Origin of the sequence: Enterococcus sp. DIV2384, assembly GCF_050534975.1 — a bacterium.
In the GTDB taxonomy this organism is placed as follows: Bacteria; Bacillota; Bacilli; order Lactobacillales; family Enterococcaceae; genus Enterococcus; species Enterococcus faecalis.
The window spans coordinates 1,457,004-1,472,307 of the sequence record NZ_CP172905.1; the positions used below are offsets into that span (position 1 = coordinate 1,457,004).

Sequence of the window (15,304 nt, forward strand, 5' to 3'; positions counted from 1 at the left end):
CTCAGCTGTTAAGTAATTATTGGGGCTTGTTTCTCGCGGGCCGAAAAAACTTTTTCCTTTTAAAAGTCCAGAAAAAGACCTACACTAGAGATAGACAAACGTTGGAGGGATTTAAATGGATTTACACTTAACGAAGAAATTAGCATTAATTACTGGTTCAACCAAAGGAATTGGCAAAGCAATTGCGATTGAAATGGCTCGTGAAGGGACCGATGTCATTATCAATGGGCGCAATGAAGCCGAAGTAATCAAAGTTGTTGAAGAAATACAAACAATGTTTCCAGACACTCATCCTCAAGCAGGGACTGCCGATATTTCCATTGAAAGTCAACGAGCTACTTTACTTGAAAAATTCCCTAAAGTCGACATTTTAGTGAACAATATGGGGATTTTTGAGCCAATGGAATACTGGGACATCGATGACGCCACTTGGGAAAAATTTTTTACTGTGAATGTGTTGTCAGGCAATGCATTAGCAAAAGCTTATCTACCTAAAATGCTTGCACAAGATTTTGGTCGCATTATTTTCATCGCTAGCGAAGAAGCGGTGATGCCTTCTGGCGAAATGCCCCAATATAGCATGACAAAAACGATGAATCTTTCCTTAGCTAAAAGTTTATCCAACTTAACTGTCGGCACACATGTCACCGTTAACACGGTTATGCCTGGCTCAACCCTTACCGAAGGTGTAGAAAAAATGTTGGAAGATATGTACGCTGATTCAGACATTCCCAAAGAGGATTGGGAAAAAGATTTCATGAAAAATCATCGTTCTCGTTCACAAATCCAACGGCTCATTCGACCAGAAGAAATTGGTCGTTTTGTTACCTTTGTGGCCAGCCCGGATTCTTCTTCATTCTCAGGCGAAGCCTTAAGAATCGATGGCGGCTTAGTTCCAACGATCTTCTAAATTAAACAAAAAAGACAGCCAGAAAAAATTCACATTTTTTGCTGGCTGTCTTTTTAAGCATATTAATTGATTACTTACCAAAAGTAAGTTATATTTATCTCGAATTCGAAATAAAAAGAGGTGAAACAATGACCCAACAGCAAGAAGCTTTAAAAGCCTATATCGGTTTATTAAGAACCAGCCATCAACTAGAGCAACTTGCCAAGCAAGATGTCACTTGTTATGACTTAAACATTACAGAATTTTCAGTATTAGAGCTGTTACTCCATAAAGGTCCTCAGACCATCCAAAAAATTAAGGAGAAAATTTTAATCGCTAGCAGTAGCACCACTTATGTTATTGACCAATTACATAAAAAAGGCTATGTAACGCGCACCCCCAGTGAAAAAGACCGACGCATTACTTACGTTGAATTAACAGAAGCTGGAAAAACATTAATTGAAGAAATTTTCCCGATGCATGCAAAGCGAATTGCAGAAGCATTTGAACAACTCTCTTCTGAAGAATTAACTCTTCTTCAAAAAACTTTACGAAAAATAACAAATGAAACGAAATGAGGAAATAATGATGAAAAAAGAAGATCAATTATTAGGAATCCACCACGTTACAGCTATGACAAGTGATGCAGAAAAAAACTATCACTTCTTTACAGACGTTTTAGGGATGCGTTTAGTCAAAAAAACAGTGAATCAAGATGATATCTATACTTACCACACCTATTTTGCCGATGATTTGGGTACACCAGGTACAACCATGACCTTTTTCGATTTTCCCAATAACCCTAAAGGATTAAAAGGAACCAATACAATTTCAAGAACAGGGTTCCGGGTTCCTTCAGATGCAGCTTTGACTTATTATGAAAATCGCTTCAATGAATTTGCTGTCAAACACACAGGTATTTCTGAAGAATTCGGGAAAAAGGTCCTTCGCTTTTGGGATTTTGATGATCAAGCGTATCAATTAATCTCTGATGAATTAAATCAGGGTGTTGCAGCGGGCACCCCTTGGAAAAAAGGACCTGTCCCTACAGAATTTGCGATTTATGGCTTAGGACCTGTCGAAATAGCTATTTCCTATTTTCATGAATTCAAAGAAGTCTTTGAAGAAATTCTAGGCTTTCACGTAGTGGCACAAGAAGGCAATCGCTATTTACTAGAAGTTGGGCAAGGTGGCAATGGTGCCCAAGTCGTTTTGGTAGACGATGATACTAGCTCACAAGCGCAACAAGGATATGGTGAAGTACATCACGTTGCATTCCGCCTAGCGGATCGTAAATCACTTGGGACTTGGCAAGCGCTCTTTGATCATTTAGGCTTACAAAACTCTGGCTATGTCGATCGTTATTACTTTGAATCATTGTATGTTCGTATTGGGCATATTTTAGTCGAATTAGCCACCGATGAACCAGGATTTATGGGGGATGAACCTTACGAAACATTAGGAGAAAAGTTATCTCTTGCGCCATTTTTAGAAAACCGTCGTGAGTATATTGAGAGTGTTATCAAGCCGTTCAATACAAAACGAGCCTAAGGAGGAAAAAACATGCATTCAATTTTTAAAAAAGGACATCCTGAAGCACCTGTCTTTGTGCTACTTCACGGTACAGGTGGTGATGAAACATCTCTCCTACCAATTGCCCAAGAACTAAATAAACAAGCTACTGTGCTAAGTATTCGTGGTGATGTTTCAGAAAATGGAATGAATCGTTATTTTAAGCGCCTAGCGGAAGGTCATTATGACTTAGAAGATCTAGAAAAACGCGGCGAGGCGCTTCATAAGTTTATTCAACAAGCCGCTAACGAGCATCAATTTTCATTGGATAAAATTATTTTTATTGGCTATTCAAATGGGGCCAATATCGCTATTCAATTATTGCTTACTCATCCCGATAGTTACCATCAAGCTGTCCTCTATCATCCCATGTTTCCTGTTGAATTGACCAATCAACCAGACTTGACCGACACTTCTGTTTTATTATCTCTAGGAGAGCATGACCCGATTGTTCCACTTCCTGAAAGTATGCGTGTGATTCAACTATTTCAGAATCATGGAGCAACCGTACAAGAGGTTTGGACACAAAGTCATCAATTAACTTATCAAGAAATTAAGGAAACACAAACTTGGTTGGCACATCTGTCCTCTTAACAAAAAAGTGAGGTCGGGACAGAACCGTTTAGCTCCGAGAAATAAGAAGAAATTTCCGAAAATTGCTCTTTAATTTTTGGAGAATTTCGGCTTATTTCCGAAGGAGTTGGTTCTGTTCCCGCCGTTTATCAGGTTTTGAGCCTGGGACAAAAATCTCTTTGGATTTTTGTCCCAGGCTCACTTTTTCTATTTTAAGATAATTCACTGTCTGAGCTTCTTTTTATTCTGCCATTTGAACAACTATTTTACCAACTGCATGGTGCGTTTCACTGAGTGCATGTGCATCATAAATCCCTTGTCTAGAAAAAGGGAAAACTTCACCAATAATTGATTTCACTTTTCCAGCTGCCATCAAATCAGCAATTTTTTGTAATTGTTCTCCATTTGGTTGAAGCCAAATACTTTCAGCAGAAATATTTTTTTCGGCTGCCAATTGTTTATCTTCAATGCCCACAATTGAAACAAGACGACCTGTGTTTGGTTTTAAGACGTCAAAACTATTTTTTTGAACCTCACCACCCATTGTATCAAAGACCAAATCAACATCAGCTAATACCTCTGCAAAATTCGTTGTATGATAATCAATCACTTCATCTGCACCAATTTTTCTCAGTAAGGCATGATTTTTTGCGCTAGCGGTCGTGATGACATGTGCGCCCGCTTCTTTTGCTAGTTGAATCGCATAAGTACCGACCCCACCTGCACCCGCATGAATTAAAACAATTTCTCCTTCTTTAAGGTGACCATGATCAAACAATGCTTGCCAAGCGGTTAAACCAGCCAACGGAACGGCAGCCGCTTCTTCAAAGCTAATTGTTTCAGGGATTTTTGCTAATAAATGATCATCCACAATCGTTACTTCTGCATAGGTACCAAAACGAGTAGTTTCAGGACGAGCAAAAACTTTATCGCCAACTTGCCAATCCGTTACTTGACTCCCCACCTCTGTAATCACACCAGCGACATCCCAACCAAGAATAATCGGAAAGGACCAATCAAACATCTGTTTTAAATATCCTTCACGCAATTTCCAATCAATCGGATTAATTGATGTCGCGTATTCTTTTACCAACACTTGATGTTCCGATAATTCTGGCAGTGTTACTTCTGCTTCTTCAAGTACCTCTTTACTTCCGTACTGATTAATCACAACAGCTTTCATAAACCAACTTCCTCTCATTTGTTTCATTTTTCACACTTTTAGTATACGCCTATTGCCTTCTTTTTATATAAGAATATGCTTTAGTTAAATGTTGTTGTTTTGAGAGAAAGTGTATTCATTATTAATCTCGATCTGTTTTAATTAGTTATGCATTTACGCGTTTAATTTCACGATGTTTATTCAATAAATAGGCCAAACCAAGATTAATGCCAACAAAGCAACTGATTGTCAGAAGAAGTGGTAGGACAGTAAAACCAGTGGATTGATAACCAACCATTGCTTGCAAGACATGGAGCATTCTCAGGCGCATTGGTGCCCCCCTTAATTGTGCAATCGTGCCCAGTAAAATAGGAATCATTAATAACAGCAATAAAACAATGAGTTTTTTTACGCCATCTATCCGATCATTAAAGACACCTGCTAACAAGCCAAGTGAGCCGCTAAGCATTAGTAAGATAAAAAAGAGCAACCACGACATGAAAAAGTTTCCTTGCGCATAGACATCAATTAATTTCATTGATAATTGAAAATGAGAAATGAAATTGCCGCTAAATACTTTAATCAGTACAAGTACAGCCAAGGATCCAACCAAAGATAAAATAGCATTACTTACAAAATTCACCAAAAAAATCGTCCAGCGGGAAAGCCCGTTTTGAATAAACAGTTTAAAATCTGTGTTTACCCCTAAAAATGATAGTATCCCCATAAAAACCAGACAAGGAATTACTGCATCAGAGCTGACAGTATTCACGTCGTTAGAAAAGAGCAACCCAATAAGAGGAAAAAGAATGCCGAACAAAGCATAAAAGCCAAAATAAATTGCTAAGGAACGGACTTGATAAATAACACGATACCGCAAAGCTGTTTTAAATTTCATTTTACTTTTCCTTCTTTCTATTGGTTAATTGTACAAAATATGTTTGTAAATTTAGCGGCGCAATTTGAACCTCTGCTTTTTCAGTCGGCAAGTCGCCGTACACGTAAGCCGTAACTGCTCCACCTAAAGTGTCCATGCCTAAGATTTCCAATGACTGAGTATAGCGCTCTACTTGTTCTTTCGGCCCAGAAACAATGCGACCGTTTTTCAAAATTGTTTCAATAGATTCTGCGCGAATCAATTTTCCTTGATCAATGATGATAATATCTTCTAATAAATTCGCAATTTCTTCAATCAAATGGGTAGAAATCACAAACGTACGGGGACGTTCTTGGTATGTCTCAATTAAATAAGTATAAAATAATTCCCGATGATTGGCGTCTAAACCTAAGACTGGCTCATCTAAAAAAATATACTCACAGGGGACGGATAGCGCCACTATTAGTTTAGCAATACTCCGATAACCAGTTGATAATTTTTTGAATGTCTTTTTACCATCTAAATCAAAATCGCTTAACATTTGTTCGGCTAAAGACCAGTCAAAGGATCCATAAAAACCTTCAGTCGTTTTAAAAATATCTTTAATTTTTAACTGAGGAGGAAACAAATTATCTTCACTCATTAAGTAAATATGAGTCAAAGCAGCCTCATTATCGGTCACTGTTTCTCCCGCCAATTTAACGGAACCTGAAGTGGCAAAACTTCGATTATTTATGATATTTAATAACGTACTTTTACCAGCCCCGTTTCTGCCTAAGAGCCCATAAATCGTTTCTTTTTCAAAAGTAATTGAAATATTATCTAGTGCTTGTTTTTGATGATATTTTTTACTTACTGATTCCACCCGCAAACTCATGCGTCATACCCTCTTTCAATTAGTTGTTTTAATTGTTCAGCTGTAATCCCTAATTTTTTAGCTTCTGCGACAACTTCTAAGACTTCTTTATTTAAAAATTCTTCTTTCCGTGCACTTCTTACTCTCTCTTGAGCGCCTGGTAAAACAAACATGCCAATCCCCCGTTTCTTTTCAATCAACTGTCGTTCTACTAATAAATTCATTCCTTTTAAAACGGTGGCTGGATTGATTTGATAACTTTTTGATATTTCTGTGGTTGAGGGAATTTGTTCGCCTTCTAAGTAAGCGCCATTAAAAATTCCTTCGGCAATCTGATCGGCTACTTGCTGAAATAAAGGCTTTTCCCCCGAAAAATTAAATTCCATTTTTACACCTCGCTTAAACGGTTAACTACTTATGTAACTAACTATATATCTTAGAAATTCTTTTGTCAACAAAAAAACCATTGTTTCCAAAGAAATTTTTCTTTGAAAACAATGGCGATACTTTTGAGTTTATTGAATGGTTTCGTTCTTATAGGGTTCCATTGTATAACAATTCATCGGTTGTTTCGTTGACAATTTTTAAGCGATTTTGTTTTTTTATCAAAATACTTTTATAGGTCGTTCCTGTAGCCTTTTCTTCCATCACAAGAATGCGTTTATACTCATTATCAGTGACTTTCTTAATCGTTGTTTGATTTAAGGACGGGATTTTTTCTTTTAGCGTTTTTTCTTCCGCCAGACCTTTTAAGATTTCTGATTCTGTAGTGGAACTTGTGGATTTACTAGAATCGCTTGATACACCTTCGTTATTAGACGCACTTTCAGATGACTTGCGACTTGATTCGGTTACTTTAGGCTGTGATGATTCACTGGTATTAGTTGAATTCATTTGAGTTTGGGTTTGATTCCCACATGCACCAATTAGCAACCCAACGCCTAAGATAGAACTTGCTAAAATTGTTTTTCTAATCATTTGCATGACCTCCTACATCTATCATTACTTTAACCTTAACATTTTTCAGCTAAGAGAACAATTTTTCAGATTAGAAAAGACCACTAGTCGTTATTTAAATAAACGAACTAGTGGTCTTACTTATTTAGGAATGATCTTCATATGAGTGAGTGGGTAATAAACAAATTGTGCTTTCCCTAAGATTTGATCTGCATGTATTGCACCAAAAGAACGGCTGTCTTTGGACATACGGCGATTATCACCAAGCACAAAATAGCTATCTTTAGGTAATTTTTCTTGCATTAACAATTCTTTTGAATCAAAATTCGTAGTGTAAGGCATCGTTTCATGATCTTTTTTTCTGTTTTTAGTTAAATACGGTTCAGCGATTGGCTGATTATTGACATATAACTGATCGTTTTCGTAACGCACAGCTTCTCCTGGTAAACCAATCACACGTTTAATCAGAATCGATCCTGTGTCTGTTTTAAAGACCACCACATCAAACCGTTTAATGGCGGAGAATTTTTCCATCACAATCATATCTCCTTGATTCAAGGTTTTTTGCATGGAATGGCCATCCACCCGAACAGGAATCAGGAAAAATCCTCTTAAAATAAAAACGGCTACGATTGCTGGTACTAAGATTTTCAGAAAGTACATTAAATACCCAACATAATCACGTTTCTTCTTCAACTTCGTGCCACCTTTTTTCTAGTTTTTTTGAATTTCTTTGACTGCTGTATCGTAGGCAGCGTCATTTTCAAGAATTAATTTACCTAAAGTGGCTTCAATTTTTGTGGCTGTTTCATTGTCGATTTCTCCAGTTACAGGCAAGCCATTTTTCTGTTGAAGATCGCTAACCGCTGCTTTTGTTTCTGCGGTGTAGTTTGCATTGTTTTCATCAACAGGATACGCTAATACAGCTAAAATAGCATTTAAGTTCTGAATATCTTCAGATTGATCTCCTTCTTTTAGCGTTTTATCGCGAGGAATCAATTTTAAATAGGCATACTCGGGGTAATCAGCTTTGATGGTTGGTTCAATTCCTTTTTCGTTGATCCATTCGCCTTTTGGTGTTAACCATTTTAAAACAGTCAATTTTATTTCGGTTTGGTCATTTAAATCTTTCACCGTTTGGACCGTTCCTTTGCCAAATGTTTTCGTTCCAATTAGTGGGACATTCGCAGATTCATGCAGTGCTGCAGCAAAAATTTCGGATGCACTGGCACTATTGCCATCAATGATAACTGCAACAGGTTCTTTTACTTTAAAGCCGCCGTCTAATTCTTTGGAAGCAACTTCTTTCATCGTACGTCCTTTTTTGTCTTCAAATTGAACAATTGTTTCGCCATTTTTTAAAAACATACTGGCCATTCGCTCTGCTTGATCTAGCAGTCCACCAGGATTTTGGCGTACATCAATTACAAAGGATTTAGCTCCTTTGTCACGTAAATTTGTGATTGTTTCTTTCAATTCTTGATATGTTTTTTTACCAAAGGACGTAATTTTAATCGAGCCAATTTGTGCATCATTTTTGTCTAACTCACCAGTCACTGTTTTAACGGGAATTTTCCCACGTTTGATGGAGATATTTTTAGTTTCTCCCTCTCTTTGGATAGTCAATTCAACGGAAGTTCCTTTTTTACCTCGGACTTTTGAGACGACTTCTGCTAGTTTCATCCCTTTTGTAGCTGTACCATCAACTTTTTCAATAATATCGCCTTCTTTGATTCCCGCTTTTTCAGCTGGGGAATCTGCTACAGGGGCCTCTGCTACAACTGGTTCGCCATCTTTCATTGTCATAGTGGCACCAATTCCTTCAAAATCGCCAGATAAGCTTTCGTTTAAATTATTGGCAGCAGATTCATTTAGATAAGTTGAGTATGGGTCTCCAATAGCTTCAGACATGCCTTTTAAGGCGCCTTCAACTAATTCATTTTTATCTACTTCACCTACATAATTGGTACTAATTTCATTATATAAATCCTGCACTTTGCTTAAATCAGCATTGGTAATTGCCCCTTCTTGACTCATCTTTTTAACACGATGATCAAAATAAATATAACTACTTCCTCCAGCTAAAAATGCGACACAGAGGAGCGAAATAATATATTGATAAAAAGGAACAGTTCGTTTGTTCTTCATAGATTTCATCTCATTTCTAACAAATTCGTCACTACTTTTGTTTACTATAACATGAATGAAAAAAGAGGAAAAGCTTTGTTTGCTTTTCCTCTGGATTTATTTATTGTTTTCAAGGTACTTTTCCCATAACTCATCAAAGATGTCCATGTTGCTTAAATAGTCAGCATTCATTTCTAAATAAGAAGAAAGTTCATGATAATCCTCGGTTTGTTTTGGAAACTGAATATCTTTGGCCGCTTCATTGGCAAAATCAGTTTCAGAATCTTTAGCCGGACCTTTTAATGTCATTAAGTAATGGTAAAAGCTTCGTCTCATGTAAATTAATCACTCCATTTTTCTTCGATAAATTCACTTCTACGTTGATGGGACAATCCATAACGCAAAGCGTCTTTTTTATAAAAGTCTTGATGGTATTCTTCAGCAGGATAAAATGGTGCTGCTGGTTCGATGGTGGTAACAATTGGTTCTGTAAAACGACCACTATTAGCTAGACGTTCTTTACTTTTCTCAGCAATTTCTTTTTGTTCTTGGGAACGATAAAAAATAACTGGCCGATAATTATCGCCGCGGTCTTGAAACTGACCGAAAGCATCAGTAGGATCTGTTTGTTGCCAATAAATATCCACTAATTGTTCGTAAGAAATAATCGCTGGATCAAAAGTGATTTCTACTGCTTCCGTATGGCCTGTTGTGTGTGTTAGAACCTGTTCATATGTTGGATTAGGCACGTGCCCACCTGTATAACCCGAAACAACTGAGATAATCCCTGGTTGTGTATCAAAAGGCTGCACCATACACCAGAAACAGCCGCCTGCAAAAATTGCTTTTTCTTCCATCTCTAACACTCCTTTTTTATTTCTCTTTTGGCAAGTATATATTCATCCGAATGTCATCGTCAACTAAATTAATCTTTTCTGCTCGAACAAATAGACCATTTTGCATTCTAAACTGATCTAAACGTAATAAAACAGTTTGATCATCTGGATTGATTTCAACCCATTTAGGTAGTTTGTAAGAACGTTTAGCAAATTTCAATACTTCTTTAATTGGCAAGCCTAACGTTCCTATAGATAAACTTTTTGCTTTTAATTGTACATTACCATTCGCCATCACGTAAGGATCAAAATATAAGTAAAAAGGAATGTCATGCCCTAACACCTGAAATGTTCCATTTAATAAAGCATCATTTTCTAAATAAAATTTATATTTAATCTCCGAGCCTTTTTGAAAGTCGGCTAAATAAAAGTCAATCAGTTTGTTCACTTGTTGTTTTTTTGACTGAATGGTGACGACTGGCTCGCCTTCTTTTTCAACAATTGCTGGTATTTTCTTTAAATCTGGTTCGCGAACTTGTGTTGCTCGAAATGTCACGAAAGCTACACTACCAATGACTAAACCCACTAGAACAAGAAAAGCGATTTTCCAGGGATTTCGTTTAAGATTGGTTGGTTGTGTCTTTTTAATTGATTTACTTGTTTTTGGCTTTTCTTCATTCATTTTATTCACTACCTTCTGATTTTGTTATCCATTCTTTCTCTGTCTTGACCATTTCATCCCGGACAGCTCCGGCCATAATTTGGTAGCCAAGATTATTTGGATGGAAGCGATCTTCTTCATATAACAAATTGTTTAAATCCTCTTTGCTAGCACTACTTCCTGTAGTTTCTGAGTCGCCACCAGTTACGCCAACTTCATCGCCACGACCTTTATAGAGTAAATCATTGATAGGAATGAAATAGGCTCGTTTTTGCTCTTGAACCATTTCTTCGGTTGCTTGATTCCAGTTATCAACGATTTCTTGCATTTCTGTAATTTCGGAAAAGTTTAAGTAGAAGGGATTGTAAATTCCTAAGACATAAATAGGGGCCTTCTCGTTGTACTCTCGGATTTCTTCAAGTAGTCGTCTTACTCGGCGTTGATAGGCTTTTTGTGGACGATTGAACGAGCTGACTTTCAAGTCGAAAATATTACTACTAATTACTTTCATTAAGTCATTTCCACCAACCGTTAGCGTAATCACGTCCGCAGAGGCAAGGCCCTTTTGAATTTCAGGTTTCTCTTTGATTCGTTTTAAAATTTGATCACTACGATCCCCATTTTTCCCAAAATTGTCTGTTTGAACACCGTTCAAGTTGTAGTGTTCTTTTAAATCATCTGCCACAATAGGAACAAAACCTCCACTATTCGTCAAATCGCCAATTCCTTCAGTTAAAGAATCACCGATAGCTGTATAATGAATGACTTCTTTTTGATTTTTTTGAGCAGTTGTGGCCACTTTCTCTTGCTTTAATAGTGGCTTTGCTTTGGGGATGGCCACACTTAACAATGTAAAAACACCTAGCGCAATGAGGATAGGTGTTAAGACGGTCAGCAAAATATGCTGTGTTTGTTTTTTCATCTTCGTCACTTCCTTTTAAATAAACCAACAAGAAATTTTCCTTTTCTTGTTAGAAAGAGGTTGCGTCTACTCATTTAAGAGTGAGACCCAACCTCGTTATTTCTTAGTCTGTATAGTACATAATAGCAAAGGCATTTTTTCCTGTATGGGTTGCAATGACTGGATTCGTATGTAATACGGGAATATCCATGTCTTTAAAGATTGCTTGTAATCCTTCTTTGAATCCATTTGCTAGTTCTAGCCCATCCGCATGAGAAATGCCAATTTGTCGAACATTTGGAATCTTACTTAATTCTGATTTCAATTCGTCAAACCATTTATTAAACGTTTTAACGCCGCGGCCTTTCGCTACAGGAATCAATTCCGTATTTTCAAAGTCCATGACAACTTTCATATTAAAAATGTTTGATAATAATCCTGTTGTACGGCTGATTCGTCCACCTTTAACCAAATTATCTAATGTTGAAATGCCAATGTATAATTTAGTATTTTGTTTGACGCGTTCAATTTCAGCTAAAATTTCTGGAACACCCGCTCCCGCTTGTGCCAATTTTGCTGCTTGAATGACTTGGAAAGACAAACCTTGGTCTGTAAAATCGCTATCAATCACCGTTACTTTACTTGATGATAAGTTGCTAGCTTGACGGGCCGCTTCAACCGTTCCACTTAAGCCTTTTGTCATGTGAATCGAAATTACTTCACTGCCATCTTCACCTAAGCGATCATATAATTCTACAAATTCACCAATTGGTGGTTGACTGGTTTTGGGTAAGGCTTTCGCATTAGCCATCATGTCCATAAATTTTTCGCCTGGCAAATGATCATCATCTGGATAAACAACGCCATCAACCATAATTGATAAAGGCATCATATGGATATTTAATTCATCTCTAAGACTTTTTTCCATCGTACATGAAGAATCCGTTACGATTTTAACGTTTGTCATAAATTTATCACTCTTTCTTTAAAAGGAACCTGTTTTCATGGTAGAATACCATTAAACGGTTAATTATCTAGTTATAGTATAACAGACACTGCCGAATTTTTCATCAAATTAAAATAAAGGAAGTGAATTTATTGGAAAAAACGCATTTCTCAAAAAAATACCTAATCGTGAACGAAGTCTTAAATGCAGTTACACATGGCATAGGCGCAGGTTTAAGTATTGCTGGCTTAGTCATTTTACTTGTTAAAGGAGCTCGTTTAGGCTCACCGATTCACGTGGTATCTTATGCTATTTATGGCTCCATGTTGATTCTACTTTTTTTATCTTCAACGTTATTTCATAGTCTAATTTTTACAAGAGCCAAAAAGGTCTTTCAGGTCTTCGATCATAGTTCTATTTTCTTATTGATTGCTGGCAGCTATACGCCGTTTTGCTTAATTAGTATTGGCGGTTGGTTAGGTTGGACCTTATTTAGTTTAGTCTGGTTAATCGCCATCGTCGGTATTGTCTATAAATCCCTCACGTTGCATAAACAAGAAACAGTGAAAAACATTTCAACGATTATTTATATTGTTTTAGGTTGGCTCTGTATCATCGCTGCTCGTCCGTTATATGAATCTCTTGGATTTACAGGAACAGCGTTATTGGTCGCAGGAGGCGTGTCTTACACATTAGGTGCAGCCTTCTATTCATTGAAAAATGTGCGGTTTATGCATGTAGTTTGGCATTTGTTCGTCATGCTTGCAGCGATCCTCATGTATTTTTCTGTTCTCTTTTATACGTAACCACAGCACAATAAGAACACGATGCTCAAAGCATCGTGTTCTTTTATTGCCCTAAATCTCTTTATTATAAAGGATTATTCTTCTTTTCGAATTATTTTAACATAAATTAGTAGAAAAGACTTTACAAAACGAACATACATTCGTATAATAACAATACGAACACTCGTTCGAATCAAATGAAGAGGTGATACACATGGAAGCAATTCGTCGTGTTGGATTTTTATTTTTTGTATTGGTTATAGGTATTTTTTTGGGAACATTAGGATTACGTCTTGCTTTTATGATCGTGACGCCGTTATTTATTCTTTGGTTTATGTCATGGGATGAGAAGCGTTATACACGTACACGTAAACAACAGCAAGCAAGATACGTTTATCGTAAGTTCCCTTAATAAATAATAAAACGGTGTGTTCCCCCCAAGCTACGCTCCGTTTTTATAAATATGTCAAAGAAAGAGAGTGGGACAATAGTCCTTTCTCCAAAAGAAACCAAGTCCGATTTTGATGATTACTTTCAAAATCGGACTTGGTTTTTCATTTTTACGTTGTTTTTTCTCCATATATTTCCCTAATTTTCTTAAATTTAATGCCATGAGCGCCAAGCCAATGTCAATCTTGGCTCCTTGTTTCCCTCGTAAGTGGAAACGTTGGAACGCCAAATGAGCCTTTAGGTGGCCGAACACTGGTTCGACATCGATTTTCCGTTTCCGATAAATCGAACCTGTTTTTTCCTCTAAAAGCTTCTTTTTACATTCGGCTTTGAAATAGCGCCATGTATTATTCACTAAAATTTGTCGGTTTTGCTCACTTTTTGCCTTCGTACATTGACTACGAACAGGACAATCTCGACAATTTTCACATTCATAAATTTTGAAGTCACGGACAAATCCGCCTTTATCTTTTCTTCGACTATATCGCTTGAAGGGAACTGCCCGATGGGCAGGACAAATATATGTATCTTCTTTTTCCAAATAGCGCCAGTTATCAACCATAAAAGGACTGTTTCTATAGGTCTTTTTATTTTCTTTATGATAACTAGCATAGGTGATTAATGGCGTTTTATGCAAGACATCGTTGATATACGTATAATTTTCTTCACTTCCATAGCCGGCATCCGCTACAATATACTCGGGTAATTCGTTGTGTTGTTCCAAAAAGCTGTCTAAAAATGGATTTAAAGTTTTTGTATCTGTTGGATTCGGGAACAGATCATACGCTAGGACATATTGATTTTCTGTTGCGATTTGTAAATTGTAGCCTGGCTTTAGTTGACCATTGCGCATATAATCGTCTTTCATCCGCATAAATGTGGCATCTGTATCTGTTTTAGAAAAACTATTTCGCTCTTGAAAAAGGCGGTTATAGGTTTCATATCTTTGTTTTCTTGGTAAATAATCCGCTTGGATTTTGCGTAGATACTTTTTGTAGGTTCTTCTTTTTTTCTTTAATTGGCTTTGTTTTTCTTTCTTCTTTTCCTTTTGTAGTTGTTCTTCTGTCGCCACCAACTCTGTTTCCAAGTGCTGCGCGATTTCTTCCAATTGGGTGCTTGTCAATCTATCACTTTGGTTTTCTTCTTTTAAAGAAGGCAAGATTTCTTCTTTATAAAGGGTTTGATAGAATTCGTTTGATTGTTTATCCAAAGCAGCTTCATACCGATTTGTTGCTTTGCGCCAGACAAAACTGAATTTATTGGCATCCGCTTCGATTTTTGTACCATCAATAAATAGCGCTTCATTGTCAATTACCTGATTGGTGATTAATTGACGGCGGAATAAGACAAAGGCTTCTGCTAAAAGGTGAGCAGTTGTTTCCTGACTTCGGAAGCGATTGATGGTCCGGTAACTGACTTGTTCGTGGTTAGCTAGCCAACGCATACGATAACTGTCATCTAATAGAAATTCAATTTTACGACCTGAAAAAACACGTTGCGTATAAGCATATAAAATAATTTTTAACATCATTTTGGGGTGGTAGGCCGGTCGGCCTAGTTGTTCTTCTAATTTAAGAAAGAGTGTTTGTGGCATGGCTTCGACTAAAGCATTAACCGCAAAAGCGACATCTGTTTCAGGAATATATTGTTCCATATCTAATGGTAAAGTTGTTTGATTGATGGTATAATTTTTAAACATAAAGCACTCGCTT

The 15,304-nt window shown here is 36.9% G+C and carries 19 protein-coding genes; 6 read left to right on the plus strand and 13 right to left on the minus strand.

Annotated elements, in window-relative coordinates:
* Window positions 1-115 precede the first annotated feature (115 nt).
* From IGK54_RS07110 to IGK54_RS07125, 4 genes are all read left to right on the plus strand, one after another.
* Entirely contained in the window at window positions 116-910 is a 795-nt protein-coding gene (locus IGK54_RS07110; protein ID WP_002379479.1) for an SDR family NAD(P)-dependent oxidoreductase, read from the plus strand.
* Window positions 911-1,038: 128 nt separating this feature from the next.
* Window positions 1,039-1,467: a MarR family winged helix-turn-helix transcriptional regulator gene (locus IGK54_RS07115; protein WP_002379481.1), complete on the plus strand. Its 429-nt coding sequence runs from the start codon at window positions 1,039-1,041 to the stop codon at window positions 1,465-1,467.
* Between the two features lie 10 nt (window positions 1,468-1,477).
* A complete protein-coding gene (locus tag IGK54_RS07120; RefSeq protein ID WP_002381868.1) occupies window positions 1,478-2,440 on the plus strand; it encodes a ring-cleaving dioxygenase in 963 nt (320 codons plus the stop codon).
* A gap of 12 nt (window positions 2,441-2,452) precedes the next feature.
* A complete protein-coding gene (locus IGK54_RS07125; protein WP_002361880.1) occupies window positions 2,453-3,055 on the plus strand; it encodes an alpha/beta hydrolase in 603 nt (200 codons plus the stop codon).
* A 220-nt stretch (window positions 3,056-3,275) separates the two neighbouring features.
* Here the strand turns inward: IGK54_RS07125 and IGK54_RS07130 are convergent, their stop codons facing one another.
* The 12 genes from IGK54_RS07130 to IGK54_RS07185 form a co-directional block, all read right to left on the minus strand.
* Window positions 3,276-4,244 carry an NADP-dependent oxidoreductase gene (locus tag IGK54_RS07130; protein WP_430602829.1) on the minus strand — a complete coding sequence of 323 codons (969 nt, stop codon included), beginning with the start codon at window positions 4,242-4,244 and terminating at the stop codon, window positions 3,276-3,278.
* 118 nt (window positions 4,245-4,362) lie between these two features.
* Window positions 4,363-5,094 (minus strand): hypothetical protein, encoded by a 732-nt coding sequence (locus tag IGK54_RS07135; RefSeq protein WP_430602831.1) that lies wholly within the window; start codon window positions 5,092-5,094, stop codon window positions 4,363-4,365.
* A gap of 1 nt (window position 5,095) precedes the next feature.
* Window positions 5,096-5,950, minus strand: coding sequence for an ATP-binding cassette domain-containing protein (locus IGK54_RS07140; protein WP_002366745.1), 855 nt, complete (start codon window positions 5,948-5,950; stop codon window positions 5,096-5,098).
* A complete protein-coding gene (locus IGK54_RS07145; RefSeq protein ID WP_002357453.1) occupies window positions 5,947-6,315 on the minus strand; it encodes a GntR family transcriptional regulator in 369 nt (122 codons plus the stop codon). The genes IGK54_RS07140 and IGK54_RS07145 overlap by 4 nt, the downstream gene beginning before the upstream one ends.
* Window positions 6,316-6,463: 148 nt before the next feature.
* The gene (locus IGK54_RS07150) at window positions 6,464-6,913 is read right to left on the minus strand and encodes a hypothetical protein (RefSeq protein WP_002357452.1); all 450 of its coding nucleotides are present in this window, start codon (window positions 6,911-6,913) and stop codon (window positions 6,464-6,466) included.
* A gap of 114 nt (window positions 6,914-7,027) precedes the next feature.
* Complete coding sequence (gene lepB / locus IGK54_RS07155) at window positions 7,028-7,582, minus strand: signal peptidase I (protein ID WP_002382369.1); 555 nt, start codon at window positions 7,580-7,582, stop codon at window positions 7,028-7,030.
* A gap of 18 nt (window positions 7,583-7,600) precedes the next feature.
* The gene (locus IGK54_RS07160) at window positions 7,601-9,043 is read right to left on the minus strand and encodes a S41 family peptidase (protein ID WP_002379484.1); all 1,443 of its coding nucleotides are present in this window, start codon (window positions 9,041-9,043) and stop codon (window positions 7,601-7,603) included.
* A gap of 87 nt (window positions 9,044-9,130) precedes the next feature.
* Window positions 9,131-9,349 (minus strand): YozE family protein, encoded by a 219-nt coding sequence (locus IGK54_RS07165; protein WP_002364020.1) that lies wholly within the window; start codon window positions 9,347-9,349, stop codon window positions 9,131-9,133.
* A 5-nt stretch (window positions 9,350-9,354) separates the two neighbouring features.
* Entirely contained in the window at window positions 9,355-9,870 is a 516-nt protein-coding gene (msrA, locus tag IGK54_RS07170) for a peptide-methionine (S)-S-oxide reductase MsrA (RefSeq protein WP_002357448.1), read from the minus strand.
* Between the two features lie 16 nt (window positions 9,871-9,886).
* Complete coding sequence (locus IGK54_RS07175; protein ID WP_002357446.1) at window positions 9,887-10,540, minus strand: YpmS family protein; 654 nt, start codon at window positions 10,538-10,540, stop codon at window positions 9,887-9,889.
* Complete coding sequence (locus IGK54_RS07180) at window positions 10,533-11,432, minus strand: SGNH/GDSL hydrolase family protein (protein ID WP_002365717.1); 900 nt, start codon at window positions 11,430-11,432, stop codon at window positions 10,533-10,535. Before IGK54_RS07180 ends, IGK54_RS07175 begins: the two co-directional genes overlap by 8 nt.
* Before the next feature lie 103 nt (window positions 11,433-11,535).
* Window positions 11,536-12,378, minus strand: a complete 843-nt coding sequence (locus IGK54_RS07185; protein WP_002357444.1) for a DegV family protein — start codon at window positions 12,376-12,378, stop codon at window positions 11,536-11,538.
* Between the two features lie 131 nt (window positions 12,379-12,509).
* On the opposite strand from IGK54_RS07185, the gene trhA reads away from it, so the two are divergent.
* Window positions 12,510-13,163 carry a PAQR family membrane homeostasis protein TrhA gene (gene trhA, locus IGK54_RS07190; protein WP_002357443.1) on the plus strand — a complete coding sequence of 218 codons (654 nt, stop codon included), beginning with the start codon at window positions 12,510-12,512 and terminating at the stop codon, window positions 13,161-13,163.
* 193 nt (window positions 13,164-13,356) lie between these two features.
* On the plus strand, window positions 13,357-13,554 hold the full coding sequence (locus tag IGK54_RS07195) for a hypothetical protein (protein ID WP_002360203.1): 198 nt from the start codon (window positions 13,357-13,359) through the stop codon (window positions 13,552-13,554).
* A gap of 54 nt (window positions 13,555-13,608) precedes the next feature.
* Here the strand turns inward: IGK54_RS07195 and IGK54_RS07200 are convergent, their stop codons facing one another.
* A complete protein-coding gene (locus IGK54_RS07200) occupies window positions 13,609-15,291 on the minus strand; it encodes an IS1182 family transposase (RefSeq protein ID WP_430602834.1) in 1,683 nt (560 codons plus the stop codon).
* Window positions 15,292-15,304 lie beyond the last annotated feature (13 nt).

Bases quoted from the DNA above. Each gene is read 5' to 3' on its own strand.
- IGK54_RS07200 (WP_430602834.1), bottom strand. From the start codon at position 15,291: ATGTTTAAAAATTATACCATCAATCAAACAACTTTACCATTAGATATG.
- IGK54_RS07165 (WP_002364020.1), bottom strand. From the start codon at position 9,349: ATGAGACGAAGCTTTTACCATTACTTAATGACATTAAAAGGTCCGGCT.
- msrA (WP_002357448.1), bottom strand. From the start codon at position 9,870: ATGGAAGAAAAAGCAATTTTTGCAGGCGGCTGTTTCTGGTGTATGGTG.
- IGK54_RS07160 (WP_002379484.1), bottom strand. From the start codon at position 9,043: ATGAAATCTATGAAGAACAAACGAACTGTTCCTTTTTATCAATATATT.
- IGK54_RS07110 (WP_002379479.1), top strand. From the start codon at position 116: ATGGATTTACACTTAACGAAGAAATTAGCATTAATTACTGGTTCAACC.
- IGK54_RS07150 (WP_002357452.1), bottom strand. From the start codon at position 6,913: ATGCAAATGATTAGAAAAACAATTTTAGCAAGTTCTATCTTAGGCGTT.
- IGK54_RS07130 (WP_430602829.1), bottom strand. From the start codon at position 4,244: ATGAAACAAATGAGAGGAAGTTGGTTTATGAAAGCTGTTGTGATTAAT.
- IGK54_RS07135 (WP_430602831.1), bottom strand. From the start codon at position 5,094: ATGAAATTTAAAACAGCTTTGCGGTATCGTGTTATTTATCAAGTCCGT.
- IGK54_RS07180 (WP_002365717.1), bottom strand. From the start codon at position 11,432: ATGAAAAAACAAACACAGCATATTTTGCTGACCGTCTTAACACCTATC.
- IGK54_RS07120 (WP_002381868.1), top strand. From the start codon at position 1,478: ATGAAAAAAGAAGATCAATTATTAGGAATCCACCACGTTACAGCTATG.
- IGK54_RS07195 (WP_002360203.1), top strand. From the start codon at position 13,357: ATGGAAGCAATTCGTCGTGTTGGATTTTTATTTTTTGTATTGGTTATA.
- IGK54_RS07185 (WP_002357444.1), bottom strand. From the start codon at position 12,378: ATGACAAACGTTAAAATCGTAACGGATTCTTCATGTACGATGGAAAAA.
- IGK54_RS07115 (WP_002379481.1), top strand. From the start codon at position 1,039: ATGACCCAACAGCAAGAAGCTTTAAAAGCCTATATCGGTTTATTAAGA.
- IGK54_RS07125 (WP_002361880.1), top strand. From the start codon at position 2,453: ATGCATTCAATTTTTAAAAAAGGACATCCTGAAGCACCTGTCTTTGTG.
- IGK54_RS07145 (WP_002357453.1), bottom strand. From the start codon at position 6,315: ATGGAATTTAATTTTTCGGGGGAAAAGCCTTTATTTCAGCAAGTAGCC.
- IGK54_RS07140 (WP_002366745.1), bottom strand. From the start codon at position 5,950: ATGAGTTTGCGGGTGGAATCAGTAAGTAAAAAATATCATCAAAAACAA.